Raw genomic sequence first — 25,950 nt, 5'->3', positions numbered from 1 at the left:
TGTCTACTTGCTGGATAATTGTTTTTTGGTATTCCTTAACCAAATATGACGACCGTAAAATTACTGCTTTTTTGATTTTTGGTTAAACTCGAGAATTTGTGTTAGAAAGTTGTTCAATCTAATTATCCGGCTATGGTTGGTTAAACTGTGCATCTGCATTCAACAAACGAAAGCCCTTACTTTCCTAACCTCGAAGATAAGAAAAACAATATAGAAGAACAGCGGGAACGCTCTATGAAAGTAGCAGTTCAACAGGATGACTTACAGCTGCTAGCTAAAACTTTGCAAGAACAATTACTTGCGGAAGTTCCATCTGGCGGAGTCTTCCAAGTTAAATGTGCCGTCAATAAAGACGGATTGATGATTTTAATTCAACATCCACCAGGGTTGATAGCTGACACTAGCACCATCTTTCAACTAATTGAGGATGTGATCCAGTCGCTACCAACTCAGCAGGAGCGACAGGTTCAATGTTTTCTGCGAGTATTGGGGGAAAAATATCCTTATACCAATCGTTCTCTCGATTTACATCAGCGAGTAGAACTAGGTGAAATTACTACCTATCCTCATCTCCCAGAACCCCCTATCAGCACATCTACTAATTCTCCTTTAGAGGATAGTAAAGCTGCTGGTAGTCGGCTGATATTTCCCCCAATCCCTGAATCTATCTCAGGCGCTTCCTTAAATGATGAGGCGGATTCACCATTCACGCCAAATTTTTCGGATGTTTCTGTAGATGATGAGGATGATTTGCCATTTCCGCCCAATTTATCAGCAGCTGCTTTAGAAGATGAGGCAGATTTGCCATTTGCGCCACATTTCTCAGCAGCTTCTTTAGATGATGACACTGATTCTACATATGCATCATCCTTCAGAGCGGCTTCTTTAGATGATGACGCTAATTCCACATTTAGCTCATCTTTCTCAAAAGCATCTTTCAACGATGACATTGAGGAAGAAGAACCGTTTGATCCCTTCGCTGGGGGCCCAGATTTATCGACCTCTAAATCAAAAAAACTGATTAAATCTGGTCTTATTGGTTTAGGCGTTGTGGGAATTATCGCCTTAGGTCTTGGTGGGTATGTACTGCTGACTCCTTGTCTGCTGTCAGAGTGTAAACCCGTGCAAACAGCCGAACAATTAAAAACGGAGTCTAGGCGATCGCTGCGACGTGCTAAATCGGAAAGAGAATTAGTCACAGTACAGCAACAACTGCAAGCATCAGTCTCAGAATTAGCCAGTATTCCAGCTTGGTCACCTTATTCTCAACAAGCAGAGGAACTACGAACGAGTTTATCTGCCTCATCAGACAAAATCGATCAGGTGGTAAAAGGTTTGCAAGCAGCAGCCTTGGCGACGAAAAAATCGCAAACACCTGCTCAGAACATCGAGGAATTACAAGCTAGACAAAAACTCTGGCGGCGCGCGATCGCACCATTGGAAAGCATCAGTGCTAACAGCGATTTTGCCCAACTAGCTCAAGTACAATTACTTAGTTATCGTACTAGCTTGCAAACTGTCAATCAGCAACTATTGGTGGCAGAAAAATGGGTGAAAAAACTCTCTGCAGCTAAAGCTGTAGCTAATAATGCTACCCAGATGGAAACGACTGTTAAATCTTTAAATGACTTACAAAGAGTGCAGTTTGCTTGGCAGGTAGCAGTCAATGCCTTAAATAGTATTCCTGCAGCTAGCTCAGAACACCCAGAAGCACAACAACTATTGCGGGAGTACAAACCAAAACTAGTCACAGCACGCAATCGTACTACTAAAGAACAATTAGCAGCTAAAACCTATCAGCAAGCGGTGGGTGCAGCCAAGCAAGCTAAGGTATCCGAGCAAAAACAACAATGGCAAGCCGCAGTTACCCAATGGCAACAGGCTGTACAGTCCCTAAAACAGATCCCTAATGATAGCTTTCAATATCTCCAGGCTGAGTCTTTAGGGGAACCCTACTCTGCTGCACTCAAAGAGGCTCAAGGAAAATTAGAAATTGCTAATAGTTTGCAACAAACCCGCAACGACCTGAGTAGAACTTGTACAAATGGCATTCGGATTTGTAATTTCACTGTTGATAGTAAAGGAATTACTGTGCGGTTAACCCGTGAATATGACCTAGCAAGGAGTACTTTACCTAATACTAATCCTGCGTCACCAAATGCGGTTCCGGGGCTAAGTCAGCACTTGCAAATTTTACAACAAGCGCTGGGAGTAATTAGCGATAATGCCCACTTACCTTTGTCCGTCTACGATTCCCAAGGCAAACCAGTATATACGCGATCGCTCCAAGGGTAATCCAATTCCCCAAAGCAAGGGAGCAGGAAGCAGAGGAAGAATAATAAATCCTCAATTATGAATTATGAACAACAATCTTTTGTTTCATAATTCATAATTTTTCATACCTGTGGCAAAGACTGCGCCCAACACAATAAGTTGAACGCATCTACCTAATTGATAATTGATAATTGATTGCTTATGGCTTCTGGGATTTATGCGATCGCTAACATAGGTCGTTTCAAACTTTATGTTAGCGATGTTAACCATATTAAAAAAATTTGGCCTCCTATGCTGGAGGTACTCAACGGTGGTCAGCATCCTGACTCGGCGTTACAACAGGAGTGGCAACAATTAGCACAGCAGCGATATTTTACATTTCACACTCAAAATGAGATTGCAGGTAACCGAGAAATTATCGGCATTGAACGGCTCAAATAAATTAAAATCTAATTCCTAATTGCCCATTAAATCCACGCACAGAGTTATAACCAGCACCTACAAACAGGTGATCGGTAGCGCCTACCTGAACACCACCAGAAACCGCAACACCTTTATCTTCGGAATAATACCCCAGTCCCACATAAGGTGAAATCACTGGCAAACTGAGAAATTTCAGGACATCGACTCCCGCAGAACCGTCGGGGCCACTTCCAACTTCCACCCCCAAATTTAAAGCTCTAGCTCCCACAGCATAGGTAACATCGCCATCTTGTCCACCAACCGAAACCCAAGGTTGTGGTACGAGTTGAGCAGATGCGCGGCTGGGGCTAAATAAAGCTAGCAAACCGAGTGATGCAATGACTGTTTTGGCAATTATCCCTGTTTTCACCTGATCCTCCGACATGATCTGCAACATTTTAATTGTTTTCAATTAGACATTGTGACGGATTAAACCTTGCTCAAGTGCCTAATAAGTAGCTCAGTGTTAAAAATTATCGCTATGACAAGGCAGGAGGCAGTTCGCGCAAGCATTGCCGCAGGCTAGGCAGGAGGGAAGAGGGTTATAGCTTTGTTTACCTTTCTTAACGTAGTTTTGTTTTGTTTTTTCCCACCGACTTACTTAGTTTCTTTGCTAATTTATTTTTTAGTTACACAAAGAGCGATCGCCTGTTGGCAGTGCTGTGTTAGTTTGCAATAAAATTAAACTATATACCTCAAGGTAGAAGTTACATATTTAAATTTATACTTAGCTATAAATTATCAATAACAAACTAACCATATTGGTTAAATTATTTTCATCTTAGAAATTTCAATGGAGTATTTAAACTAAAAGTAACTAAATCTGTCTTATCTGTCTACTAGATGATGCGCTTAACTATTTTATATTTCCTTATACTATCTGGAACTGGATCCTACCTGAAAGCACAAAAATTGCAGAAAATGAAGATAGGCGATCGCATCTCCAGGTGCAACGCAGATATCACTGCAACTATTTTTACCTGAACTATACAAGGCAATTTTTCCTAAAATTAAATTATTCAATCAGCAAGGGCGAAGATATTGAGCAAATTCTTTCTCTCCCTCTGCTTGCCTGCTCCACGGCAAGTTGCTCTACTTGGGGAAACCCCAAGACCGCACTGCCTCCTCTGCTACCCTAACGATACGATATTTTTTTAGTTGGAAATTCCTAACCTGTTGCACTTCATCCCACAATCTCAGTTTGGCAAGCCAGATAATTTGATGAATTATCTGTCTTGACTGTAAAGTTTCTCGGTACCCCTTGCCAAAAATAGATACCTTTGTCACAATGAGACGTTGAAGCGCAGCGTAAGCTCTCTTGCTTATGATGTGAAGCTTTTATGCTTTTGGGTATTGTGTTCTACCCATAGCCCGAAAATTTTATATGGCGGGCGATATTTAAGAATTGGCTGAGGCAGGTATCGAATCAAACAATCAGTTTGTTTCAAAATTTAACTGTCAAATATAGATTCTAGATATCCAGATCTTTGATTTTTAGGTTGAGTATTCACCTAAAATCAGGATTATTTTTACTTGGAGTCAAAAATCTCTAATGTTTTAACTTAATAGCTATATAGCAATCCTAGATTATTTGTGAAGTATTGTAGATTTGGTGACTGTTAATTATTAACAGTCAACAGCCAAAATGGATATCTTTCATAACCTCAATAGGATTATTTGCTATGGGCATAATTGTACAATCTAAGACTAAATTCGCATGATTAAGCCACAAGATTGGACGAATTTTTCCCTACAACGTCCCAACTATTTTCCGGGGCAATACCTTCTAGATGAAGATTTCGAGTTAGCGCATAAATATCTGAGTGATCGCCAGCGTTACATCAATAGTAAACTTCATTTAGCAGGTATTGTAGAAGGACTAGAAGTAGAAGCGATCGCAGGTGAATCGGCTATTACTGTTAAATCCGGTACAGCGATTGACGGCGAAGGCAATTTGATTATTCTTCCAGACGAAAAAACCAACATTAAAATTAATTCTTTATGTTGGGTGTGTCTGCGATATCATCAAGAGCCAAAAGTATTACAACAGCCGGAAATTCCTGATAGCTTCACTCGCTTTATCGAGGAACCTCTATTAACTTTAGAAGCGATTGAAACTAAAGATACGAAAACCATTACTTTAGCCAAAATCACCCTAGAGAATGGACAAATCAACATAGACAACAGTGTCAGGCAATATTCCGGGGCGCGGTTACCTAGTGGACAAAGTGAAGAGATTGCTCTCCGTAGTGATGGTCAATCTTTAACTATTAAAGGCAATTTGAGTATATCTGGAACATTAGAATTAGGCGGTTCAGAAATTATTGGTGTATCGGAAACGATCGCCACAGATAGCGATCGCATTGATGTTGTACCTTCAGAAAAAGCCGTCAAAGAGCATTTAGAAAGGCGAATTAAAGAGAGATTAGCGGCTTTAAATGCTCCTACAGAGGAAAAACCAGCGATTGCTCTCTCTAGTCAAGCAGATGGGCTATATGGTTGGGCTACCGAAGGTGGCGATCCAGCAGATGTTTCATCTGTAATCAAATTGGTATCCTATCGTGCAGGAGTAGCAAACCCACGGCTAACCATCGAACGTGATACAGGTAATGTTGGCATTGGTACAACTACTCCAGGAAGAAAACTGGATGTTAACGGTGTAATCCGTGCCTTACATCTGGAATCATCAAATCCAATGCGGCATCGAATGTATCCCAATGATGCGCTTGTTTATCAAGATATTTTTGAAGCGAAAGCTGCGGGTGCGATCGCTAAACATGGTGTCTTAAAAAACGCACCTGGTGACGCTGAAACCAGACATACAAGCAAAAACCTATGGCACGACCGTCAAATGCTCTGCTATGGAGGCGCAGATGAAGATGATGGAGGGGCACTCGTCAACGTTCCAGAAGGATACAATACTCTCTGGATCAGATTGCATAGTGGTGGGTGGAATATCGTCAAAGCGCAGTTTCTAGATGGATTTAAGGAAGATTTAGGACGCTGGGCTGGTGGAAAAAGATACGGTAATTCCTACTGTCCTGATGGTTCTCTAACTGATAGCCATTACGATGCACATCAATGGCTCCCCATTCCAGTTGGCAGATCTGGGAAAGTAAAACTGATTTCCAAACAAGGTACTGAATTTTGGTTATCTGGATTAGCATTTAGCAAAAACCCTTGGTCTCACGCAACTCAATCAGCACTTGGATACCACTGGAAAGTCAATGGGGGTGATGCAACAAATTGGGAAAAAGACAGTGACTCTTGGAATGGGGATATCTACACATCGATTCCTCAAAAAACCAGTTTAGAATTAATGGTTCCAGTCGTATGGTCTGGAAGTGACAAATTACTCTATCTGGTCGAGCATAACAGCAACTGGAATGGTTGTATGCACACTGGTATTACTGTTAATGGCAATCCCATTGAAAGATTCCTAGCTACTTACGACAACCCCTTCGCCCGCCATTGGACTAGCAAATCCTACAACCGCTATATCGCCGCTTATATTCCAGCTGATTTAATTCCTAAACCTAGACCTGATGTCATACCATATCTCAAGGTAAAAATCGATATGAGTAAGCAGAACGCTGGCATTAATTTCCGGGAAATTGGTACTCACGATCTGGAAACTCCTTATAGCTTTTAAGGTTAATTAAGACCTGTGAATAAAAAGTGAGATGGCAATGAAGGAACAACTAGAAAAGCGCCTTCAGGCGCTAACAACAGAATATGAAGCAGGGCAGAAAGCAATAGCTAATTTAGATGCACAAAAAGCCAACCTGCGAGAAACATTACTCCGCATTAGTGGTGCAATTCAAGTATTAGAAGAAGAATTGGCTTTGTTTAATAGCCAACAGAATCATAAAGTAGAGAAATTTTCCCACTCTACTATAGAAATGATGTCTGAACCTTAATTTCTTCAGCCTTCTGCTTCTTCAATAGGAATTTAGTGATGCTAGATGACTTGGATAGCACCTTAGAACAATTAATAACTCACGAATTGCCAGGGTTAAATAAATCCAGCGAAACAAAAGTAGCGATTAGCTTTGATATGCCAATAGAAGGGTCTATCAAACAGAAACCAGCCATCAACCTTTTTCTTTATGATGTGCGGGAAAATCTGGAATTACGGAGTAGTGAATGGTCGGTGCAACGTCTACAAAATGGTACAGCCGTTAAAAAACGTTCTCCAGCTAGAATAGATTGTTCCTATTTGATTACCGCTTGGGTGAATTCTGATGACCCCCAACAAGAACATCACATCTTAGGAGAAGTAATGAAATTGTTGCTGCGTTATCGGACATTACCAGCAGCAATTTTACAAGGCAGTTTGAAAGGCCAAGAACCACTTCCCAGTGGCGTTAGTTTACGTTCTAGTTACTTACAAAGTTTAGGGGAATTTTGGCAAGCAATAGGAGGAAAACCAAAAGCCGCACTCACTTACACAGTGACAATTTCTGTTCCTGTTGAAGAACCCACAACAGAAGTTCCTCTAGTTCTGGATGCAAGAAATGAACTGTTCAGGGTATTGTAAAGCTAAATATAAATAACCACAGAATCAACTATTAATCTTGATATCAAGTCCGGCTAATTACTTACTATCTGGTTGTTAATTGGTAATTGGTAATTGGTAATTGGTAATTGGTAAATTGTATTTTCCTTTCCCATTACCCATTACCGACCTTCACAGATATGATTCCTAATTTCTGAATTCTTTTCTGAACACCATCAAAAAAAATGCTGAAACGACAAAGATTTCATCATCAAGTAGCAATGGCTGGACAAGTTAAGGATGCCATTACAGGACAGGGAATTTCAGGCGCTGTGGTTAAAATTATTGATGCTCCTGATGAGTTTATTAACTTTGTTATTTTCCAGACTAAAGTTTTGGGATTACGAAATTTGCCACTGCAGTGCTATTCATTAAATACCAACCTCAATCTAGAGAATCAAAATCTAAATCCTGAGATTCAAGATTTTCGGGAACAACTGAGAAGTCCTTACTTAAAAAATGCTGATAAGCTGCAATTATTTCAGGATATATTGGATGATAATCGCCTCAGTAATCAGCATAAATTTCAAGCTTTTCAGGAAATTTCTGACTACTTACCCAACACCCCAAAAACTAAACAAGCTCAACTCGGACGTACTCAAACAATCTCTGATGGTTGGTTCTACTTTATGGATTTACCAGATGGAGTATATCAATTAGAAGCATATTTAGCTGATACTCAACTGCGTTATACAAAGAGTCAAGGTCAAGTTACAATTGCCTCAAAAAATGCAACTAATATTAATATTATTAAGCAAAATCAAAATATAGATCTACTTGATGATATTAATAGAGTAGAGTTAAAATTAATACCAACAACGCTGCTAGGAAAAATCACAAGTGCGGATGATTCCGAAGCGATTTGTATGGCTAAAGTGCAAATTCAAGGGAGTGAAAACTACACTTTTAGCTGTAAGCAAATAATTAAACAAATACAGGGAGAATGGAATTACCGATTTGTTGGTATAGCAGCTAGAAATACTCCCATCACAGTCATAGTTTCGGCTCAAGGATATACCAAACAACAAAAAGAAATAAATCTACAAAAAGGGGAAATTAAATCCTTAAATTTTCAGTTGACTAGCAATTGAAATTTGCTTAATTGTCAATTGCATTTGTCCGATAATTACAATTATCAACAAAGGAAAAAATATCATGCCTTCCACTTATCTTGCCCCTGGTGTTTATGTTGAAGAAGTTTCTTCAGGATTAGCACCTATTGTTGGTGTAGGAACCAGTACAGCTGGTTTTATTGGTATCATTAATCTAGCGGCGGCTAGTGATGGTGTCGAAGCGGAAACAATACCAACTAATCATGGTGAAGTGAAACTCTGTACAAACTTCACAGAATTCAAGAAATATTTTGGAGATTTCGCTGCTAATTCTGGTCAGAATACCCTCGCTCATGCTGTGTATGGCTTTTTTAGAAATGGGGGGACTAGGTGTTTTGTCACTTGGGTGACAGAAGAAGCTAAACTCGATGATGCTCTAGATAAATTTGAAGCCATTGATGAAATTGCTATTGTGGCTGCGCCTGGAGTTACCAGTAAAACAGCCCTAGCTAAAATTGATATACACTGTCGTAGTTTAGGCGATCGCTTTGCGATTTTGGATACAGAAGAAGATATCCCCCCTGATTCAGAGCAACTCAAACCAGGTAGTCAGAAACTAATAGGAAATTCAGACTTTGCGGCAGTATATTATCCTTGGATTCAAGTTTACGATCCCGTTAGCAAAGAGCTAAAATTTATTCCTCCCAGCGGACATGTTGCTGGTGTGTATGCTCGTGTTGATGATAAAAGAGGCGTTCACAAAGCACCTGCTAACGAACCAATTTTAGGGGCTGTAGGCTTAAAGCAAGATATCAGCAAAGCCAAGCAAGAACCTCTCAACAGTGATGGGATCAATTGCATTCGCAATCTCAACGGGAACATCCGTATTTGGGGAGCGCGGACTTTAGGCGCAGGTAAGGATAATCCAGACTTCAAATACATCAATATTCGTCGCCAATTTAATTACCTACGGGAATCAATTGATGAAGGCACTCAATGGGTAGTCTTTGAACCTAATAATACAGAACTATGGGCAAAGATACGCCGCAATATTACTGCATTCCTGACTAACGAATGGCGTAAAGGTGCATTATTTGGGACAACCCCTCAAGAAGCATTTTTCGTCAAATGCGATGCTGAAAATAATCCGATAGAAACTCGCAAACTTGGTCAGGTTGTCACAGAAATTGGTGTGGCGGTAATCGAACCAGCAGAATTTGTCATCTTCCGCATTAGCCAGCTGGTAGACGAGAAAAAATAACTGATTGCTAATATTCAAAATTGATTAACCTATGCAGACATCTACACACCTAAAATTAAGCGCTCCTGGTGTCTATTTACAGGATATTCCTTCACTACCAGGTAAGGATTTACTCACGGGTGTTCCGGTGTTTTTGGGTGTTCCCAAGGTTAACAATTCTCTGAATCATAGTCTTCCTGTACCGAAAATGCTCACCCTCTGGACTCAGTTTGTGCAGTATTTTCAGCCATTAGATGATGTGCAATTACATATATTTCTTGATAGTTATTTAGCTAATGCGGTACGGGGTTTCTTTGAAAATGGCGGTCGTTTGTGTTATTTTTTACATTTGCCAGATAACTCTCTATTAGCATTGCAAAATGGATTGCAGGCTATAGAATCACTAGATGTCATCGATTTAGTATGTGCGCCTGACATTATGCAGAATCCTCCCACAGAGGTGCTGGAAATGCAGAGAGCCGTACTGGAACATTGTGATCGAATGGGCGATCGCTTTGCTATCCTTGATGCTTTCAATATCTCCAATATTGAAGATATACAGACTCTCAAAGAGCAACAACAAGGGTTAATTGGTGATAATGCTGCTCTCTATACTCCCTGGCTGAAAACAGAAAATGCTTCTACTGATATTCCTCCTTGCGGTCATATTGCTGGAATTTATGCGCGTAATGATGCCGAAGTTGGAGTTCATCGCGCTCCAGCTAATTATTTACTAGAAGGAGTATTGGATTTAAGTATTTTATTTACTGATGCCGATTGGGAAATTTTAAATGCAGAAATTGGAGCCGGAGTTAACTGCATCCGTAGTTTTAGAAGTCGAGGAATTCGGATTTGGGGTTCGCGAACCTTAAGCCAAAATCCAGAATGGCAATATATCAATATTCGCCGCTTAAAAATTACTGTCTTACGTTGGGTAGAACGTAATTTGGCTGACGCTATCTTTGAACCCAATAACATCGATTTATGGGATCGGATAGTTAGAGAATTAACAGTCTATTGCGAATTTCTCTGGGAAAAAGGAGCTATTCATGGAGACACTCCAGAGGAAGCTTTTTATGTCAAATGTGACGCAGAAACCAACCCAGCAGAAATTCGTAATACCGGACAAATAGTAACAGAAATCGGTTTAGCACCAACTGCACCTAGCGAATTTATTGTGATTTCCTTAGTTCACCGTAGTAACGGTGTGAAGTTTGTTGAAGTCCAATCTGTTGAATCTTAGTAATATACTTCAGGAGAAATTATCATGCCTAATATCAAAGATACTCACGATCCATTTGCTGGATATAATTTCTGGGTAGAGTGGGATGGCATTGTCCATGCAGGCTTTAGAGAATGTACAGGCTTAAATGGTACTAGAGCAGTCGTAGAATATCGAGAAGGGACTGATAAAACTCTAGGACAAAGAAAAGTTCCTGGTTTAAATAGTTTTAATAATATTAGTTTAAAACGAGGAATGACTGATAACGATGAACTGTGGAAATGGCACAAAGATTTGATAGATGGTAAGGAAATTGAACGGAAGAATGTTTCGATTATTCTTGCTAACGATCAAGGTGAAGAAACTATTCGTTGGAACTTAGAAAATTGTTGGCCTACCAATTGGAGCGGCCCAGATTTTAATGCTACTGCTAGCGAACTAGCAATTGAATCATTAGAATTTGTTCACGAAGGTATCAGCGTTGGTTAATGTGAGGAAAAATGCACCAGACTGAATTTCTTTTTACCCTACCTCATGGCTATGTCGATGCAGAAGGAAACCTTCATCGAGAAGGAGTTATGCGACTATCAACAGCCTATGATGAGATAACTCCTCTGCGCGACCCCAGGGTACAGAGAAATCCTGGTTATTTGGTGATTATTTTGCTAGCAAGAGTGATTACTAAGCTAGGTACTTTAGACCAACTCAATACCAAAATTATTGAGGAATTGTTTTCTGGGGACTTGGTTTACCTGCAAGATTTTTATCAGCGAATTAACCAAAATGGTCATACTCGCTTTCAGGTAGCTTGTCCCCATTGTGGCGGAGAATTTGAAGTAGAAACTTCTCCAGTGGGGGAGTAGTTCGCTACCCCTCAGAACGTCTACTTGAGGAGGTAGCTTATCTTTCTTATCACTTTCACTGGTCTTATCACCAAGTAATGAATATGGAACATTGGGAAAGACAACAGTGGGTAGCTCAAGTCGCTCAAATTAATCAACAGATTAATCAGCAGTCAGGTAAATAATGATTTGAGATTTAGAGGATGTTTGAAAAGTGGTTAGTTGTTATTTTAAGCAATTATTGATCCCCCCAACCCTTAAAAAGGGAGGCAAAACTTCTCAAAGTACCCCTTAAACAGGGGAGCCACTGTGTTGCGGTGGTTCCCCCCCGTTGTAGCAAGTGGCGTGGATTTAGGGGGATCGAAAACATTTTGCTACCAACGACAAGACTTTTGAAACATTCTCTTAAGGCTTTTTTCCATTAAAAGGAGATATTTATGGCAAAATCGCAAAAAAAAAAGGGAGGGAATTCTCAAGACGAACCTCATGACCCCTATATGGCTTTTAATTTTACAGTAGAAATTGAGGGACTGACTATAGGCGGATTTTCAGAAGTGACAGGATTAAATAGCAAAATAGAACTGGAAACTTATGTGGAAGGTGGGGTGAATCACCGCGTTCATCAATTTCCTAAATACATCACCTATCCTAATTTAGTTTTGATTCGCGGATTGGGAGAAAGGGATGATTTATGGAAGTGGTATGAAGATGTCACTAGGGGCAAAATTCGTCTCTTGAACGGCACAATTATGGTACGAGATAATCAGCAGTCTAAATTGATAGGATGGAACTTTAAAAAAGCTTATCCAGTAGCTTGGGATGGGCCACAACTGAATGCTGGTAATGGTAATGTCGTTGGTTTTGAACGCTTAGAATTAGTTCATAGGGGGGTGTATAAAGCTTAATGAGGATGGGAATAAGAGTAAGTTTTGATGGTAATTTATTCAAGACAATAAATTACTAAAAAATAGCCCTATCTCTATCTTTATCTAATTATTAATGATCATGAAAATGCAAATAACCATCGAAAATGACATCTAATTATTTACAAAAATGGCAACAATCTATTAATCCCAAACTTCTCGAACGGTTGCATAATCGCTTGACTAAACCTGGCATGATTAATCATGGCATGGCTCAAAAGATTATTGAGCGATCGCCTGATATGCTGAATCGGCTACCTTTACTAGCTCAACAGATGCAACGTTGGTCAACAACTATTGATCTAGAGTCAGAATCAACACCTATTGTTTATGTACAAAACCAGAATCAGAGTAGTCAAGCAGTAGCAAAGCCAACAATAAATTTTACATTTACAGCCTCTAAGATTAACCACAATAACCAACAAATTCCACTTCAAGAAACTCATTTACAAAATCCGCGATCGCAATTAGCTGTCACACCAGATAATTCTTTACCTAATTTAGCTTTTAAAACAGAAAATCCAGCAATAAATTCTCTTGAAGAGGCTCCCTATAGTGCCCAATCATTAATATTATCTAATACATTACCAATAAGTAGCGACATTGCAAATTTTTCAATTCCGCGTCAGTTAGATGGTGAATCATCTAGCTTGAGTTTACCTGTGGTTAAAGCCAATGCGGAAATATTACCTGAGAATACATCTTTAACTACAAATCAATCACTTCCTTTAGTTGAACAAATATCACCACCAACGATTCAAAAAAAACCTTTAGCTCATCTTGAAAGTTCATCCGTTGGCGAATTGACGATTCAACGCAAGTCAGATAGTAGTTCAGCATCTAGCTTGAGTTTACCTGTGGTTAAAGCCAATGCGGAAATATTACCTGAGAATACATCTTTAACTACAAATCAATCACTTCCTTTAGTTGAACAAATATCACCACCAACGATTCAAAAAAAACCTTTAGCTCATCTTGAAAGTTCATCCGTTGGCGAATTGACGATTCAACGCAAGTTAGATAGTGGTTCAGCATCTAGCTTGAGTTTACCTATGGTTAAAGCCAATTCTGAAACCTTACCTGAGAATACATCTTTAACTACAAATCAATCACTTCCTTTAGTTGAAAAAATCTCATCACCAACGATTCAAAAACAACCTTTAAATAAGCTTGAAAGTTCATCATTTAGCGAATTTAATATTCAACGCAAGTTAGATAATGAATCATCTAGCTTAAGTTTACCTGTGGTTAAAGCTAATTCGGAAACCTTACCTGAGAAGACATCTTTAAGTACAAACCAAGAACTTCCTTTAGTTGCACAAATATCATCACCAACGATTCAAAAACAACCTTTAGATAAGCTTGAAAGTTCATCATTTAGCGAATTTCCGATTCAACCCAAGTTAGATAATGAATCATCTAGCTTGAGTTTACCTATGGTTAAAGCCAATTCGGAAACCTTACCTGAGAAGACATCTTTAACTGCAAACCAAGAACTTCCTTTAGTTGCACAAATCTCATCACCAACGATTCAAAAAAAACCTTTAGCTCATCTTGAAAGTTCATCAGTTGGAGAATTTCCGATTCAGCGCAAGTCAGATAGTAGTTCAGCATCTAGCTTGAGTTTACCTGTGGTTAAAGCCAATTCTGAAATATTACCTGAGAAAACATCTTTAACTGCAAACCAAGAACTTCCTTTAGTTGCACAAATATCATCACCAACGATTCAAAAAAAACCTTTAGCTCATCTTGAAAGTTCATCAGTTGGAGAATTGACAATTCAGCGCAAGTCAGATAGTAGTTCAGCATCTAGCTTGAGTTTATCTGTGGTTAAAGCCAATTCTGAAATATTACCTGAGAAAACATCCTTAACTGCAAACCAAGAACTTCCTTTAGTTGCACAAATATCATCACCAACGATTCAAAAAAAACCTTTAGATAAGCTTGGAAGTTCATCATTTAGCGAATTGAATATTCAACGCAAGTTAGATAATGAATCATCTAGCTTAAGTTTATCAGTGGTTAAAGCTAATTCGGAAATATTACCTCGGAATACATCTTTAACTGCAAATCAATCACTTCCTTTAGTTGCACAAATATCATCACCAACAATTCAAAAAAAACCTTTAGCTCATCTTGAAAGTTCATCCGTTGGCGAATTTCCGATTCAACGCAAGTTAGATAGTGGTTCAGCATCTAGCTTGAGTTTAGCTGTGGTTAAAGCTAATTCTGAAACCTTAGCTCAGAATACATCTTTAACTGCAAATCAATCACTTCCTTTAGTTGAACAAATATCATCACCAACAATTCAAAAAAAGCCTTTAACTAATCTTGAAACTTCATCAGTTGAAGAATTTCCGATTCAGCGTAAGTTAGATAATAATTCATCATCTAACTTGAGTTTACCTGTGGTTAAAGCCAATGCGGAAACATTACCTGAGAATACATCTTTAACTACAAATCAATCACTTCCCTTAGTTGAACAAATATCATCATCAACAATTCAAAAAAAACCTTTAGCTCATCTTGAAAGTTCATCCGTTGGCGAATTGACAATTCAGCGCAAGTCAGATAGCAGTTCAGCATCTAGCTTGAGTTTACCTGTGGTTAAAGCCGATTCTGAAATATTAACTGAGAAAACATCCTTAACAACAAATCAATCACTTCCTTTAGTTGAACAAATATCATCACCAACGATTCAAAAAAAACCTTTAGCTAATATTGAAACTTCATCAGTTGGCGAATTGACGATTCAACGCAAGTTAGATAGTGGTTCAGCATCTAGCTTGAGTTTACCTGTGGTCAAAGCTAATTCTGAAACCTTACCTCAGAATACATCCTTAAGCGCAAATCAAGAAATTCCTTTATTACCTCAGAATACATCCTTAAATATAAATTCGGAACTTCCTTTAGTTTCGCCGCTCTACCAACCAAGCATATCAGCAAAACTACAAGAAATACCTTTAGTTAATAATCTATCTCCTGCTGCTGAAACCTTAGAACATCATATTAATGATGAAACTTCTATTGATAATTATATAAAACCCATTAACCAAAAATTAGAGAGTAAAAATATAGCAGGATTTGAGTCTGGAGATAAAAGCAATAATTTAAATGCTAATCAGCCTCTTTTATTATTAAGACGGTTTTCAGAAAACAAGTTTTCAAACATCAATGAGCAGATAGAAAACATTAGACAAAATCATACTGACAACGAGAGATTATATTTACCAATTGTACAAGTTGAACGCGAGCCGGAGTCACTTGATTTTGAGCCTTTAATATTAGCTAATTTATCTGCTATCAAACAAAATAAAGATTTAATTGATAGCAAATTAAATCATCAGTCAAACTTGAGTAGGACAGCTAATGACAAGGGAAGCTCATTCACTCATCAACCAACTTCTATAGCTCATAATAATGCTTCACCGCCAACCACAATTACAGCGAATTCATCTATTAATTATCATCCTCCTCCTGTTAACTTAACTAACCAAAGCTCTGTTTTGGGAGTGAATACGCAACCTCAGATTAATATTGATGCTTTAGTAGAAAAAGTAGAACGCAGAATTATGCGGAGATTAGTTGTAGAAAGTGAAAGGAGAGGTAAGCAAAAATGGCGCTAGAAAAACTAAAAATTAAAGCGGAGAAAAGTAGTGAAGGAGATTTTGCTGATGAATTTGAAGTATTGTTTAATCCTAACCAAGTACAAATTAGTAAAACTGGCTGGAAATTAACCACTGTCAGCGACAATAACGGAGTCAGTGGAGAAAAAGTTACTCCTGCTAACGATTTAGCAACTTTAACAATACAATTATTTTTTGATACAACTCTCACAGGTTCACCACCAGATAATGTACAGCAATATACTAAGAAAATTTTTAACTTAACTAAACCGAGAATTGGTCAAAGTAAAAAAAGACCACCTCGATGTAAACTAGTTTGGGGAACCATTGGGGGAAAAGATAGTGTGTTATTACCCGATGGTGTTTTAGAAAGTGTCACTAAAACTCTGACACAGTTTTTAGAAGATGGTACACCTGTACGCGCCACACTTAATTGCACATTTAGAGAGTGGACAGAACCAGAAAAACAGCAAAAAGAAGAGAATTTAATTGACGATCCAGTTCGCATTGTCAAACGCGGAGAAACGCTGAGTAGTATTGCTAATGAAGAATATGGAGATTCAGCTTTATGGCGCATTATTGCTGAAGAAAATCGCTTAGATAATCCCCGCAAAATCCAGCCTGGATTAGTGCTGACAATTCCTCCTTTGCGGATTGCTAGTCAAACTTAGAGGAGCAGAAATATGTCTAATTACAGTGGTGTAAAAACCCTTTCTCCTAATATTAGAGTCCTCATCCAAGGACAGAAGCTTTCTGCTGATGCTAGTGCTGATTTAATTTCAGTGAAAGTATCTGAAGATATAGACGTACCAAGTATGTTTACCTTGGAATTTAGCAGTTGGGATTTAGCCAAGTGTAAATTAACTTGGGTGGATGATGATTTATTTGAAATTGGCAATGAAGTAGAAATTCAAATGGGTTATGACAATAACTTAAAAACAGTAATTGTCGGAGAAATTACCGGATTAGAACCCGAATTTTCTATCAACTCTCCACCCATATTAGTGGTAAGGGGACATGATATGCGTCACCGTTTGTTGCGAGGTTCGCAAACAAAATCATATACAAAAATGAAGGATAGCGATATTGCTAGCCAAATTGCCAGAGCTAGAGGATTAACACCAAAAGTTAAAGATAGCGAGGTAAAACACGAATATGTTTTGCAGCATAATCAAACTGATTGGGATTTTCTCCAAAGCCGTGCAGAACGTATTGGTTATGAAGTAGTTATTGATAATAAAACATTATATTTTCAACCTCCACAAAACGATAGTCAAAAAGTTTTAACGTTAAAGTTTGAAGAAAATTTAAGTGAGTTTTTACCCCGTTTGAGCAGCATGGGACAAGTCCAAGAAGTTGAAGTTCGTGGGTGGATACCAAAAGATAAAGAAGAAGTAATGGGTAAAGCTGCTGCGGGTAAAGAGGGAAGTAAAATGGGTGGGAAAACTACTGGCCCTAAGGCTGTAGAAAGCTTTGGTAAATCTGTTTCTACAGTAGTTAGTCAACCTGTAGCCAGCAAAGCCGAAGCCGATCAAATAGCTTTAGGACAGTTTAAAGATATGGCGATCGCTTATATTACTGCTGAAGGTGCTTGTGGAGGTAATCCTACTTTACGCATAGCTAAAGTCATTGAGGTGACTGGCGTAGGTAAGCGATTTAGTGGACTTTATTATGTTACCTCAACCGAACATAAGTATTCAGAGGGACAGGGTTATAATACCTCATTTACTGCTAGGAGAACTGCCGCATGATTGGACTAGATTTATTAATGCCCGATGACCGGAATGTGCGCTTTTATGGTGTAACAATTGCTGTGGTTACTAACATTAAAGACCCGGATGGAGTCGGCAGAATTAAGGTAAAATTTCCCTGGCTCTCTGGTGAAGATGAAAGTGCTTGGGCGAGGGTACTTACTCCAATGGCGGGAGAAGATAGGGGATTTTACTTTTTACCCGAAGTAGATGACGAAGTTCTAGTGGCTTTTGAACATGGGGATATTGCCTTTCCTTATATTTTAGGTAGTTTGTGGAATGGCAAAGATAAACCACCGTTAAAAAATGATGACGGGAAGAATAATAAACGCATGATTAAATCCCGCAGCGGCCATCAAATTGTTTTCGATGATACTAAAGATAAAGAACAAATTATTATCCAAGATAAAAGTGGTAAAAACAAAATTACCATTGATTGCGAAAAAAATTCCATGAGTATTCAAGTAGAGGAAGACCTCAACATTGAAGCCAAGGGTAAAATTACCATCAAAAGCACCGATAAAGATATGTCTATAGAATGTAAAAACTTAGAAATTAAAACTCAACAAGAATGCAAAATTGAAGCTGGTTCAAATTGTAGTATTCAAGCTAAATCTAAAGGTGAATTTGCTGCTAAATCTGGTATGGAAATTAATTGTGCTGCGGGGGTAAAAGTCAATAATGGAGCCTTAGAGGTGATGTAATGGATATTGATTTTTTAGGCGTAGGTTGGACTTACCCTGTGAATTTTAATCAGCAGGGAAAAATGGATATGGCGAAGTATGAAGATTGCGTTCGTCAATCAATTTGGGCGATTCTCAGCACCGCTAGAGGGGAACGTGTGATGCGTCCTAATTTTGGTTGTCGAATTCACGATCGCGTTTTTGCACCTAACAACGCCGGAACAGTGGGTGAAATCATTAGCGATGTGCGATCGGCTTTGGTGGAGTGGGAAGCCCGCATCGATGTTTTAGATATTGATGTGCTGTCTCGTCCCTCTCAACCTAATGTGCTGCATATTTCCATTAATTACCAAGTTCGTACCACGAATAATGCCTTTAATCTCGTCTATCCGTTCTATTTACAGTAGGTAACTATGTCTATTCCTCCACCCAAAATTGATCGCCGCAGCTATCAAGACTTGGTTGAACAAACCCAAGCTTTAGCAGAGAAATATACGCTCAAAGATTTCCATCAGCCAAATGCAGGTTTAGCTTTAATTCGCATATTTAGCCGCATGGCTAAAGTGGTAAGCGATCGCCTAAATCGTGTCCCCGATCGCAATTTGCTGGCTTTTCTGAATCTCATCGGTACTCAACAAACTCCACCCCAGCCAGCCAGAGTCCCTCTCACCTTTAGTTTAGCTGAGGGTAGCCCTGTGGATGCTCTGGTTCCAGCGCACACGCAAATCTCTGCACCACCTCTAGAAGGTGAAAAAGAAGAGGTAATTTTTGAAACCGAACAAGATTTGCTGGTAAGCGGGACAAAACTACAAGCAATGTTTGTCGTTGAAGACAGAGATTACTATAGCGATCGCACTCAACATAGTATTGCTGCTACATCTCACCTCAACGAACCATTTTTAGCTTTTCGTGGCTCTCAACCAGTCGAGCATTATCTTTATTTATGTTGTGCAGAAATTTTTAGCATCCCAGAATTAACAACTGTTACTATTACCATTGATACGGATAGCCCAGAAAGTGCGCTCAAACTCAAAGAATTACTACATATTTGGTCTTATTGGGATAAAAAACAATGGCAACCCTTAACTAATGTTCAAACCCAAGAAAATCAATCACAATTAATTATTACTTTTAATCAATTACCTAAATTGCTGCCTGTAGAAATTAACGGGCAAAAAGCTCAATGGCTACAAGCTACTTTAACACCCTATAGACGGGATAATTTACCGGAAATTACCCAAATTAATATCAGTGTTAGCCTGAATCAGACTGAAACACCAAAAATTTGTTTATTTAACAATATTTCTCTAGATTTAAGTAAAGATTTTCATCCTTTTGGACTCGCACCTATACATAATGATACTTTTGCAATTCCTCTCAATGATGAATTTATTAAACCTGGTGTAGCTATCTTAATTAATACTAATTTAAGTCGGCAACCTAGTTATACAGAAGATTTAGAAATTACTTGGGAAATCGGCAATAATCAAAATTGGCAACTTATTGAAAAAACAACTAGTAAAAATAAATTTAGATGGAATCGGAATTCATCACCTATAAAGTTTATCGAAAGTAGTACATCAGCTACATTTTCTTTTCCCCAAACTTTACCTGAAGTGAGTTTAGATAATCAATCAGAAAATCATTATTGGCTACGTGCCAGAATTACTAACGGTCTTTATGGGAGAAAAGGTAGAGAAAGAAAATATGTTGTTTACAACGATGTTACTCTCGTTGCCCAAAATATTGCTACTGGACAATTAGAAATCTATGTTGACAGTGTAGATGAATTGGCAATTGATGATATTATTCGGCTGCAATCATCAGGTACGCAAACTCTGCAAGAAGAAATAAAAATTATTGGCAAAGTCGAGGCAGAAAAAAAATTAATTTTAGAGAATAAAACGCGGAATGCATATCCAGCCGGAAGTCGGGTTTTAAGCAAATTTATTATGGCGGAAAACACCCCTGATACCTTTGAACCGCCTGCCCTCCAATCAGTAACTATAACTTATAAAGTTCTTTTAGAAAAACCTGCTATTTATTATGCTTACAATGATTTTATTTATTGTGAAGGTAGTCCTTTATATGTGAGATTATGGCAAACTGCTCAACCAGGGGAGAATATTATTTATGTTGATGATGCGAGCCAGTTTAAAATCGGGGAGTTTGTCAAATTTGACGATCAACATCCGGAGAAACTGCAAATTGAGCTAATTGATCGCGATCGCAACTTGCTGATCTTTACCAAACCAGTCAATTTTGAGCATCAACGCGGAAACAAAGTCAGCCGTTGTTTTCATCCCTTAACGCCGCAACTGCATCGCCAATCTGCACTTTATTTAGGATTTAATCAAGCATTTCCGAATCGTCCTAATAGTCTTTATTTCCAAGTCGAACCACCAAAACAAGAAGAAGTTACTCCCAATACTTATCGGGGACAAACTGATATTAATTTGCAAAGAATAGCTTGGGAATATGCTAGTCCGAACGGTTGGCAACCTTTAGTTGTCAAGGATGAAACCCAAGCCTTTGCTGAGAAAGGGTTAATTCAATTTATCGGCCCTACAGACTTGATTGGAACGCCATATTTTGGTAAAGAACTCTATTGGGTTAGGGCGAGAAAACAGCCAAATGATTGGGAAAGTTTGCCCTTGGCTTTGCTTTATTTTTTTACCTGGGCATTAGGATTTCAACAGTTCAGACTATACAGCTTTATGCGCTATTTTGGTGCTAAATTAGCCGCTTCTGCTGATTTTACTGTACCGCCAAGGCTGCGTTCTGTTCGGACTAATACGATTTGGGCTAGTCAAACTATTACTTTAGAACAAGAAATTTTAGGTTCTAGTAATAACGAGCCAAGACAAGTATTTACTACCACCCAATCACCGATTCTTTTGGGGCAACAATTGGAAGTTCAAGAAGGGCGATTTCCTCCAGAAGAAGAGCGCAAAATTATTGAACAAGCATCGGGAATTATTACATCTATTGAAGATGAAACAGGTAGGTTATTAGAAGTTTGGGTACCTTGGCAAGAAGTACCAGATTTTTATAGTTCTCAAGCACAAGATCGTCACTATGTGGTTGATCGCCAAGCCGGGAAAATTTATTTTGGTGATGGACAAGCGGGGATGATTCCCCCACGGGGACGTAACAATATTCGGCTGAGTAAGTATTGTACTGGAGGGGGTGTGAGAGGTAATCGTCTTGCCCAAACGATTATAGAACTCAAAACCACTATCCCTTATATTGACAGCGTCATTAACTGGGAAGCCGCTACAGGTGGAAACGAGCAAGAATCCTTAGATAAGCTCAAAGAGCGATCGCCCCAACGTCTGCGTCACCGCAACCGTGCTGTCACAGCCCAGGATTTTGAGGATTTGGTCTATGAATCATCTATAGATATCGCTAGGGTGAAAATCATCACCCCAGAAATGATGTTTTCTGATTACAACCCCTTGCTAGAAGAATTATGGCTGCAGCCTGATGGTACACCAGAGAAAGTGATTGAGGGTAATGATATCCGAGTGTTTCAGCACGAAATTCGCGGTGGTCGAGTCTTAGCAATTATCGTTCCCCACGGTCAAGAACGCCAGCCGACACCTACACTAGCTTTACTTAATCGTGTGGAGACATATTTGCGAGCTCGGTTTGTTCCTACAATGAAACTGCTGGTATCTGGCCCGAAATGGCAGGAAATTACAGTAATTACCGAAATTGTGCCTGTTGCTGTAGAAAATGCCGATGCTGTGAGAGTCGCAGTCAGCGATCGCCTACATAGTTTTCTCCATCCGCTCACGGGAGGCGATCGCCAACAAGGATGGAGTTTTGGACGCAAACCTCATCATTCCGATCTCTATGCTGTGATTGAAAAAGTCCCAGGGGTGAGTTATGTCCGCGCCTTAGATATTCAACCTGCTGATGCAGTAATTGATATCCAAACCCTGATTTACTCAGGTCAGCACATCGTCACTTTAAAATTACCTACGGATGCAGATTAAACTATGCCTTTACCTTTACCTAATTTAGATGATCGCACCTATGCAGATTTAGTCGCAGATGCGATCGCTCTCATTCCCAGCGAAGCCCCAGAATGGACAGACCACAACCCCTCAGATACGGGTATTATTCTGATTGAATTGTTGGCATGGTTAACGGAAATGGTGCTGTATCGCACCAATCAAATTCCCGATCGCAACCAAGCTGCTTTTTTAACTCTGCTCAAAGGAAAACCCTGGACTTTATCCGATAGCAAATCTTTGCAAGCAGAAATCCAAACAACATTAGCACAAATACGGCAACGCTATCGAGCTGTGACGGCGAACGATTTTGAGCAACTCATATTATTTGATTGGTTGCAAACTAGAACCGCTCAAGCTTTGGGAGAAGCGGCGATTATGGCGCGGGTAAATTGTTTACCAGAACGCGATTTAGAAAACTCAGATATTAATCAAGTAGTAGAAGCACATATTAGCTTAGTGGTATTGCCAAAAGTTAATAGTCCTGATAGTGAAAATATCAGAAAAACTCTCAAGCGATTTCTCAATCAAAGACGACTCTTGAGTACTCGCCTGCACATTGTTGAACCGAACTATGTACATATCAAAGTTTCTGCCATCTTATATTTAAGAGATAGTGGGGATTTCCGAGCAGTTAAAGCCGAAGTAACTCAACGTATTGAAGGCTTTTTTAATCCTTTCCCTCACCCAGATTATTGGCGAAATCAAGGTTATCCTTTTGGCAGAGATATTTATATTTCTGAACTATATGAATTATTAGATGATATGGCAGGGGTTGATTATGTGGAAGCAATTCAAGTAACTGATTTTGCAGAATATCGTCAGAGAGTTAATGAGCAAAATCAACTCATTGCGATCGCCTTACAACCACATGAATTAGTCAAGGTAGAAATTGGTCAAATTACTACTATGCAACGTTTAGGAGACAAATGGCAAAGCCACAACTAAGTAGTTATTTAGAATATCTCCCTGCTTATTTAGAAACAGATCCATTTTTAGGCAAGTTTTTACTGGCATTTGAAGGTATTCTCTCTGGTATTCCGGAAGCAGAAACCCAATTTTCTCCCCAGATTGTTGATCACAATACACCAACTTTGTGGGGTTTAGAAACGCTGATTTCGCAAATTCATACATATTTTGACCCCCAACAAACCCCAGCCGAATTTTTACCTTGGCTGGCTGGTTGGGTAGCTTTGAGTTTGCGGGATGATTGGGATGAGAAAACCAAACGTCAGTTTATTAGCCAAATAGTTCCCCTATATCAAATTCGGGGAACTGTTCCGGGTATGAAAAAAATGCTGGAAATTTATTTAGAAAGTTCCGGTTTGAGCTATCCAGAACGAACAATTTCGATTTTTGAATTTGATCAAAAACCTCATTATTTTCAAGTCCAACTAGCTTTACCCAGTAACCAAGTTATTCACCCAGAAAGGTATTGGCGTGAATTCCGCATTGCTAAAGGAATTATCGACCAAGAAAAACCTGCCCATACTTATTATGCGCTCAGAATTTTAACACTCACCATGCAAATTACCCAAGCATGGGGAGGTTGTTATCCGTTTATTTTATTTGACGCTCCGCCTCAACAGAAAATGCAGATTGAGGCAAAGATTCAATTAGATGATTATCCAGAAGGAGATAGCCTAGAACAGCAAATATTAATCCGCATTCAAGGCAAGAATTTGCCATTAGAACCTAATGGTAGCCAACTAGGGCCAGTTGTCAAGCAAACGGTATTTTATCACCAATTTACTGGTAATCCTGATGGCTTTTTTATTGCCCTCTCAAATTTGAGCGATCGCCAACTCACTGGCAAAATTACTGTTCAACTTAACTTTAATCTGAATCACCAACAATATTCTCTGAATATATTTGATTCTCTACCTTTTAATTTAGAACCTAATTTAAGAATTTATCGCCCCTTCAATCAATTGGAGTTAATGCCAGGAAATACTCGCCTTGACTCCGATCCAGAGCAAACAGTGCGCTTGCAAGCAGAACCACCATTGAACATTTATCAACAACAAATCAAATGGATAGATGGTAATACTCGCCTTGGTTCTAAAGTCGGTCAAACCATGCGCTTAGTTCATGATGCAAGATTGCGAATTTACAAACCTCGACCATTATTAGACAGAATGGAGGGAAATACTCGTTTAGGTAACCAAGTCGGAGAATCACTACAAATTCCCACAGGTACGGATGATTCCCAATTGAAAATTTACCGTCACCATCAAGAATACAAAATTGGTAATACCCGTTTGGGTACGGAAGTAGGTGCAACCATGCGTTTGGTGACAAATTCTCAATGGTTAGAGAGAATTTACCGATTTCAATTATTTGATTCCCCTGTTAAAAAGAAAATAGAAATAGAAGCAATTGTTGAACTTAGAGGTATAGCTGAACATGAAGGTGAAAAAATAGCCAGGTTATTAGTATTACGAATTCAATCCTGTACTTCATCCTTTAGACCCTTCATGCCCAATTTGGAATTTTCTGCTCAAGGAATCAGAGCTACACACCAAGTAAGCTATCAGCGATTTCTCGATAATCCCCAAGGGTTTTATGTAGTTTTATCTAATATTAATGACTGTCAAGTAGCAGGAAACATTACTATCAAACTTAACTTTAATCTTAATCGACATCCTGTGTCTCAAGTAATTCTCCAAGCAGATTTTAATCTCAGTCCCAGAGCCAATGTACTAGAAATGTGTCACTTGAATAATCAGGGTGAAGTTGCAGGTAATACTATCATTGGTAGAGTCACTCCCCAAATGCTGCGAGCTTCCACAATTCAAGAAGAAGCTTGGGTAGATTAATTATATTAAACCTCAAATTTTATGTCTGATTTTATTTTAACTACAGGCGATATAGCTATGTTTAACCCACCATTTGGACAAGCAATTGTCACTGTAATTCCGGGTAATATTGTGGGTTCTAGTAAAGACATGATTAATAAAAAAATGGTGTGTGTTGATGGGGATGAAAAAACCGTTATTGTTCCTGGTTGTCCTTATATGACTCCATCACATCCTATCCCTGGTGTGGGTATCCTTTCGATAGATTCTCTTGCTCCCAATCAAAAAGCTCAAAGAACCAAATCGAATGGGAAACCTGTTTTACTCAAAGGAGGTACATTTAAAGCTAAGTTTCAGGTTGTTGTTCCTGCACAACAGCCAACCCCAGGCGGGCCAGTTCCTGATGCTACTCCCCAATATTCCGGTACTGGTAGTTTTGTCACTACTAACTTTCGAGTTAAAGGCACATAACTTAAGTTAGTTTCCTGAAATTTAATCTG

The 25,950-nt window shown here is 39.0% G+C and carries 21 protein-coding genes and 1 pseudogene; 21 read left to right on the top strand and 1 reads right to left on the bottom strand.

The window, feature by feature from the left end:
- The first annotated feature begins 147 nt into the window (after positions 1-147).
- Together HGR01_RS24680 and HGR01_RS24675 are read left to right on the top strand one after the other, a co-directional pair.
- Positions 148-2,295, top strand: a complete 2,148-nt coding sequence (locus HGR01_RS24680) for a hypothetical protein (protein ID WP_081584101.1) — start codon at positions 148-150, stop codon at positions 2,293-2,295.
- A 180-nt stretch (positions 2,296-2,475) separates the two neighbouring features.
- Positions 2,476-2,715, top strand: coding sequence for a hypothetical protein (locus HGR01_RS24675; protein ID WP_045873069.1), 240 nt, complete (start codon positions 2,476-2,478; stop codon positions 2,713-2,715).
- A gap of 1 nt (position 2,716) precedes the next feature.
- Here HGR01_RS24675 and HGR01_RS24670 read toward each other — a convergent pair whose 3' ends face one another.
- Positions 2,717-3,121: a hypothetical protein gene (locus HGR01_RS24670; RefSeq protein ID WP_096621773.1), complete on the bottom strand. Its 405-nt coding sequence runs from the start codon at positions 3,119-3,121 to the stop codon at positions 2,717-2,719.
- A 1,332-nt stretch (positions 3,122-4,453) separates the two neighbouring features.
- Here HGR01_RS24670 and HGR01_RS24665 point away from each other — a divergent pair.
- The 19 genes and pseudogenes from HGR01_RS24665 to HGR01_RS24580 all read left to right on the top strand — a co-directional run bounded on the left by HGR01_RS24665 (position 4,454) and on the right by HGR01_RS24580 (position 25,921).
- Positions 4,454-6,388 carry a hypothetical protein gene (locus HGR01_RS24665; RefSeq protein ID WP_045873067.1) on the top strand — a complete coding sequence of 645 codons (1,935 nt, stop codon included), beginning with the start codon at positions 4,454-4,456 and terminating at the stop codon, positions 6,386-6,388.
- Between the two features lie 31 nt (positions 6,389-6,419).
- The gene (locus tag HGR01_RS24660) at positions 6,420-6,656 is read left to right on the top strand and encodes a hypothetical protein (RefSeq protein ID WP_235623107.1); all 237 of its coding nucleotides are present in this window, start codon (positions 6,420-6,422) and stop codon (positions 6,654-6,656) included.
- Between the two features lie 38 nt (positions 6,657-6,694).
- A complete protein-coding gene (locus HGR01_RS24655) occupies positions 6,695-7,276 on the top strand; it encodes a DUF4255 domain-containing protein (protein WP_045873065.1) in 582 nt (193 codons plus the stop codon).
- Positions 7,277-7,479: 203 nt separating this feature from the next.
- A complete protein-coding gene (locus tag HGR01_RS24650; RefSeq protein ID WP_045873064.1) occupies positions 7,480-8,385 on the top strand; it encodes a hypothetical protein in 906 nt (301 codons plus the stop codon).
- Between the two features lie 64 nt (positions 8,386-8,449).
- Complete coding sequence (locus HGR01_RS24645) at positions 8,450-9,607, top strand: phage tail sheath family protein (protein WP_045873063.1); 1,158 nt, start codon at positions 8,450-8,452, stop codon at positions 9,605-9,607.
- A 31-nt stretch (positions 9,608-9,638) separates the two neighbouring features.
- Positions 9,639-10,829, top strand: a complete 1,191-nt coding sequence (locus tag HGR01_RS24640) for a phage tail sheath family protein (protein ID WP_045873062.1) — start codon at positions 9,639-9,641, stop codon at positions 10,827-10,829.
- Positions 10,830-10,853: 24 nt separating this feature from the next.
- Positions 10,854-11,297 carry a phage tail protein gene (locus tag HGR01_RS24635; protein WP_045873061.1) on the top strand — a complete coding sequence of 148 codons (444 nt, stop codon included), beginning with the start codon at positions 10,854-10,856 and terminating at the stop codon, positions 11,295-11,297.
- 11 nt (positions 11,298-11,308) lie between these two features.
- Entirely contained in the window at positions 11,309-11,671 is a 363-nt protein-coding gene (locus HGR01_RS24630) for a hypothetical protein (RefSeq protein WP_045873060.1), read from the top strand.
- Between the two features lie 65 nt (positions 11,672-11,736).
- Positions 11,737-11,835: pseudogene (locus HGR01_RS41820) on the top strand (hypothetical protein); the annotation flags it as partial.
- A gap of 252 nt (positions 11,836-12,087) precedes the next feature.
- On the top strand, positions 12,088-12,555 hold the full coding sequence (locus HGR01_RS24625) for a phage tail protein (RefSeq protein ID WP_045873059.1): 468 nt from the start codon (positions 12,088-12,090) through the stop codon (positions 12,553-12,555).
- 125 nt (positions 12,556-12,680) lie between these two features.
- Positions 12,681-16,199 carry a hypothetical protein gene (locus HGR01_RS24620; protein ID WP_045873058.1) on the top strand — a complete coding sequence of 1,173 codons (3,519 nt, stop codon included), beginning with the start codon at positions 12,681-12,683 and terminating at the stop codon, positions 16,197-16,199.
- The gene (locus HGR01_RS24615; protein WP_045873057.1) at positions 16,190-16,870 is read left to right on the top strand and encodes a LysM peptidoglycan-binding domain-containing protein; all 681 of its coding nucleotides are present in this window, start codon (positions 16,190-16,192) and stop codon (positions 16,868-16,870) included. The genes HGR01_RS24620 and HGR01_RS24615 overlap by 10 nt, the downstream gene beginning before the upstream one ends.
- Positions 16,871-16,882: 12 nt before the next feature.
- Positions 16,883-17,950: a phage late control D family protein gene (locus HGR01_RS24610; RefSeq protein ID WP_045873056.1), complete on the top strand. Its 1,068-nt coding sequence runs from the start codon at positions 16,883-16,885 to the stop codon at positions 17,948-17,950.
- Complete coding sequence (locus tag HGR01_RS24605; protein ID WP_045873055.1) at positions 17,947-18,654, top strand: phage baseplate assembly protein V; 708 nt, start codon at positions 17,947-17,949, stop codon at positions 18,652-18,654. Before HGR01_RS24610 ends, HGR01_RS24605 begins: the two co-directional genes overlap by 4 nt.
- Positions 18,654-19,040 carry a GPW/gp25 family protein gene (locus tag HGR01_RS24600; protein WP_045873054.1) on the top strand — a complete coding sequence of 129 codons (387 nt, stop codon included), beginning with the start codon at positions 18,654-18,656 and terminating at the stop codon, positions 19,038-19,040. Before HGR01_RS24605 ends, HGR01_RS24600 begins: the two co-directional genes overlap by 1 nt.
- Positions 19,041-19,046: 6 nt before the next feature.
- Positions 19,047-22,634, top strand: a complete 3,588-nt coding sequence (locus HGR01_RS24595) for a baseplate J/gp47 family protein (RefSeq protein ID WP_045873053.1) — start codon at positions 19,047-19,049, stop codon at positions 22,632-22,634.
- Positions 22,635-22,637: 3 nt separating this feature from the next.
- A complete protein-coding gene (locus HGR01_RS24590) occupies positions 22,638-23,600 on the top strand; it encodes a baseplate protein J (protein WP_045873052.1) in 963 nt (320 codons plus the stop codon).
- Positions 23,582-25,471 (top strand): phage tail protein, encoded by a 1,890-nt coding sequence (locus HGR01_RS24585; RefSeq protein ID WP_045873051.1) that lies wholly within the window; start codon positions 23,582-23,584, stop codon positions 25,469-25,471. The genes HGR01_RS24590 and HGR01_RS24585 overlap by 19 nt, the downstream gene beginning before the upstream one ends.
- Before the next feature lie 21 nt (positions 25,472-25,492).
- Positions 25,493-25,921, top strand: a complete 429-nt coding sequence (locus tag HGR01_RS24580) for a hypothetical protein (RefSeq protein ID WP_045873050.1) — start codon at positions 25,493-25,495, stop codon at positions 25,919-25,921.
- Positions 25,922-25,950: the final 29 nt, after the last annotated feature.

The sequence above is a fragment of the Tolypothrix sp. PCC 7712 genome (assembly GCF_025860405.1).
Taxonomy (GTDB): Bacteria; Cyanobacteriota; Cyanobacteriia; order Cyanobacteriales; family Nostocaceae; genus Aulosira; species Aulosira diplosiphon.
The sequence above is the reverse complement of the archived record's forward strand: the minus strand, read 5'-3'. Positions and strand labels throughout refer to the sequence as shown.

Excerpts from the sequence above, each read along its gene's own strand:
- HGR01_RS24660 (WP_235623107.1), top strand. The coding sequence starts at position 6,420 with ATGGCAATGAAGGAACAACTAGAAAAGCGCCTTCAGGCGCTAACAACA.
- HGR01_RS24650 (WP_045873064.1), top strand. The coding sequence starts at position 7,480 with ATGCTGAAACGACAAAGATTTCATCATCAAGTAGCAATGGCTGGACAA.
- HGR01_RS24615 (WP_045873057.1), top strand. The coding sequence starts at position 16,190 with ATGGCGCTAGAAAAACTAAAAATTAAAGCGGAGAAAAGTAGTGAAGGA.
- HGR01_RS24620 (WP_045873058.1), top strand. The coding sequence starts at position 12,681 with ATGACATCTAATTATTTACAAAAATGGCAACAATCTATTAATCCCAAA.
- HGR01_RS24605 (WP_045873055.1), top strand. The coding sequence starts at position 17,947 with ATGATTGGACTAGATTTATTAATGCCCGATGACCGGAATGTGCGCTTT.
- HGR01_RS24640 (WP_045873062.1), top strand. The coding sequence starts at position 9,639 with ATGCAGACATCTACACACCTAAAATTAAGCGCTCCTGGTGTCTATTTA.
- HGR01_RS24590 (WP_045873052.1), top strand. The coding sequence starts at position 22,638 with ATGCCTTTACCTTTACCTAATTTAGATGATCGCACCTATGCAGATTTA.
- HGR01_RS24610 (WP_045873056.1), top strand. The coding sequence starts at position 16,883 with ATGTCTAATTACAGTGGTGTAAAAACCCTTTCTCCTAATATTAGAGTC.
- HGR01_RS24585 (WP_045873051.1), top strand. The coding sequence starts at position 23,582 with ATGGCAAAGCCACAACTAAGTAGTTATTTAGAATATCTCCCTGCTTAT.
- HGR01_RS24645 (WP_045873063.1), top strand. The coding sequence starts at position 8,450 with ATGCCTTCCACTTATCTTGCCCCTGGTGTTTATGTTGAAGAAGTTTCT.
- HGR01_RS24600 (WP_045873054.1), top strand. The coding sequence starts at position 18,654 with ATGGATATTGATTTTTTAGGCGTAGGTTGGACTTACCCTGTGAATTTT.
- HGR01_RS24595 (WP_045873053.1), top strand. The coding sequence starts at position 19,047 with ATGTCTATTCCTCCACCCAAAATTGATCGCCGCAGCTATCAAGACTTG.
- HGR01_RS24670 (WP_096621773.1), bottom strand. The coding sequence starts at position 3,121 with ATGTCGGAGGATCAGGTGAAAACAGGGATAATTGCCAAAACAGTCATT.
- HGR01_RS24635 (WP_045873061.1), top strand. The coding sequence starts at position 10,854 with ATGCCTAATATCAAAGATACTCACGATCCATTTGCTGGATATAATTTC.
- HGR01_RS24625 (WP_045873059.1), top strand. The coding sequence starts at position 12,088 with ATGGCAAAATCGCAAAAAAAAAAGGGAGGGAATTCTCAAGACGAACCT.
- HGR01_RS24630 (WP_045873060.1), top strand. The coding sequence starts at position 11,309 with ATGCACCAGACTGAATTTCTTTTTACCCTACCTCATGGCTATGTCGAT.
- HGR01_RS24675 (WP_045873069.1), top strand. The coding sequence starts at position 2,476 with ATGGCTTCTGGGATTTATGCGATCGCTAACATAGGTCGTTTCAAACTT.
- HGR01_RS24580 (WP_045873050.1), top strand. The coding sequence starts at position 25,493 with ATGTCTGATTTTATTTTAACTACAGGCGATATAGCTATGTTTAACCCA.
- HGR01_RS24665 (WP_045873067.1), top strand. The coding sequence starts at position 4,454 with ATGATTAAGCCACAAGATTGGACGAATTTTTCCCTACAACGTCCCAAC.
- HGR01_RS24655 (WP_045873065.1), top strand. The coding sequence starts at position 6,695 with ATGCTAGATGACTTGGATAGCACCTTAGAACAATTAATAACTCACGAA.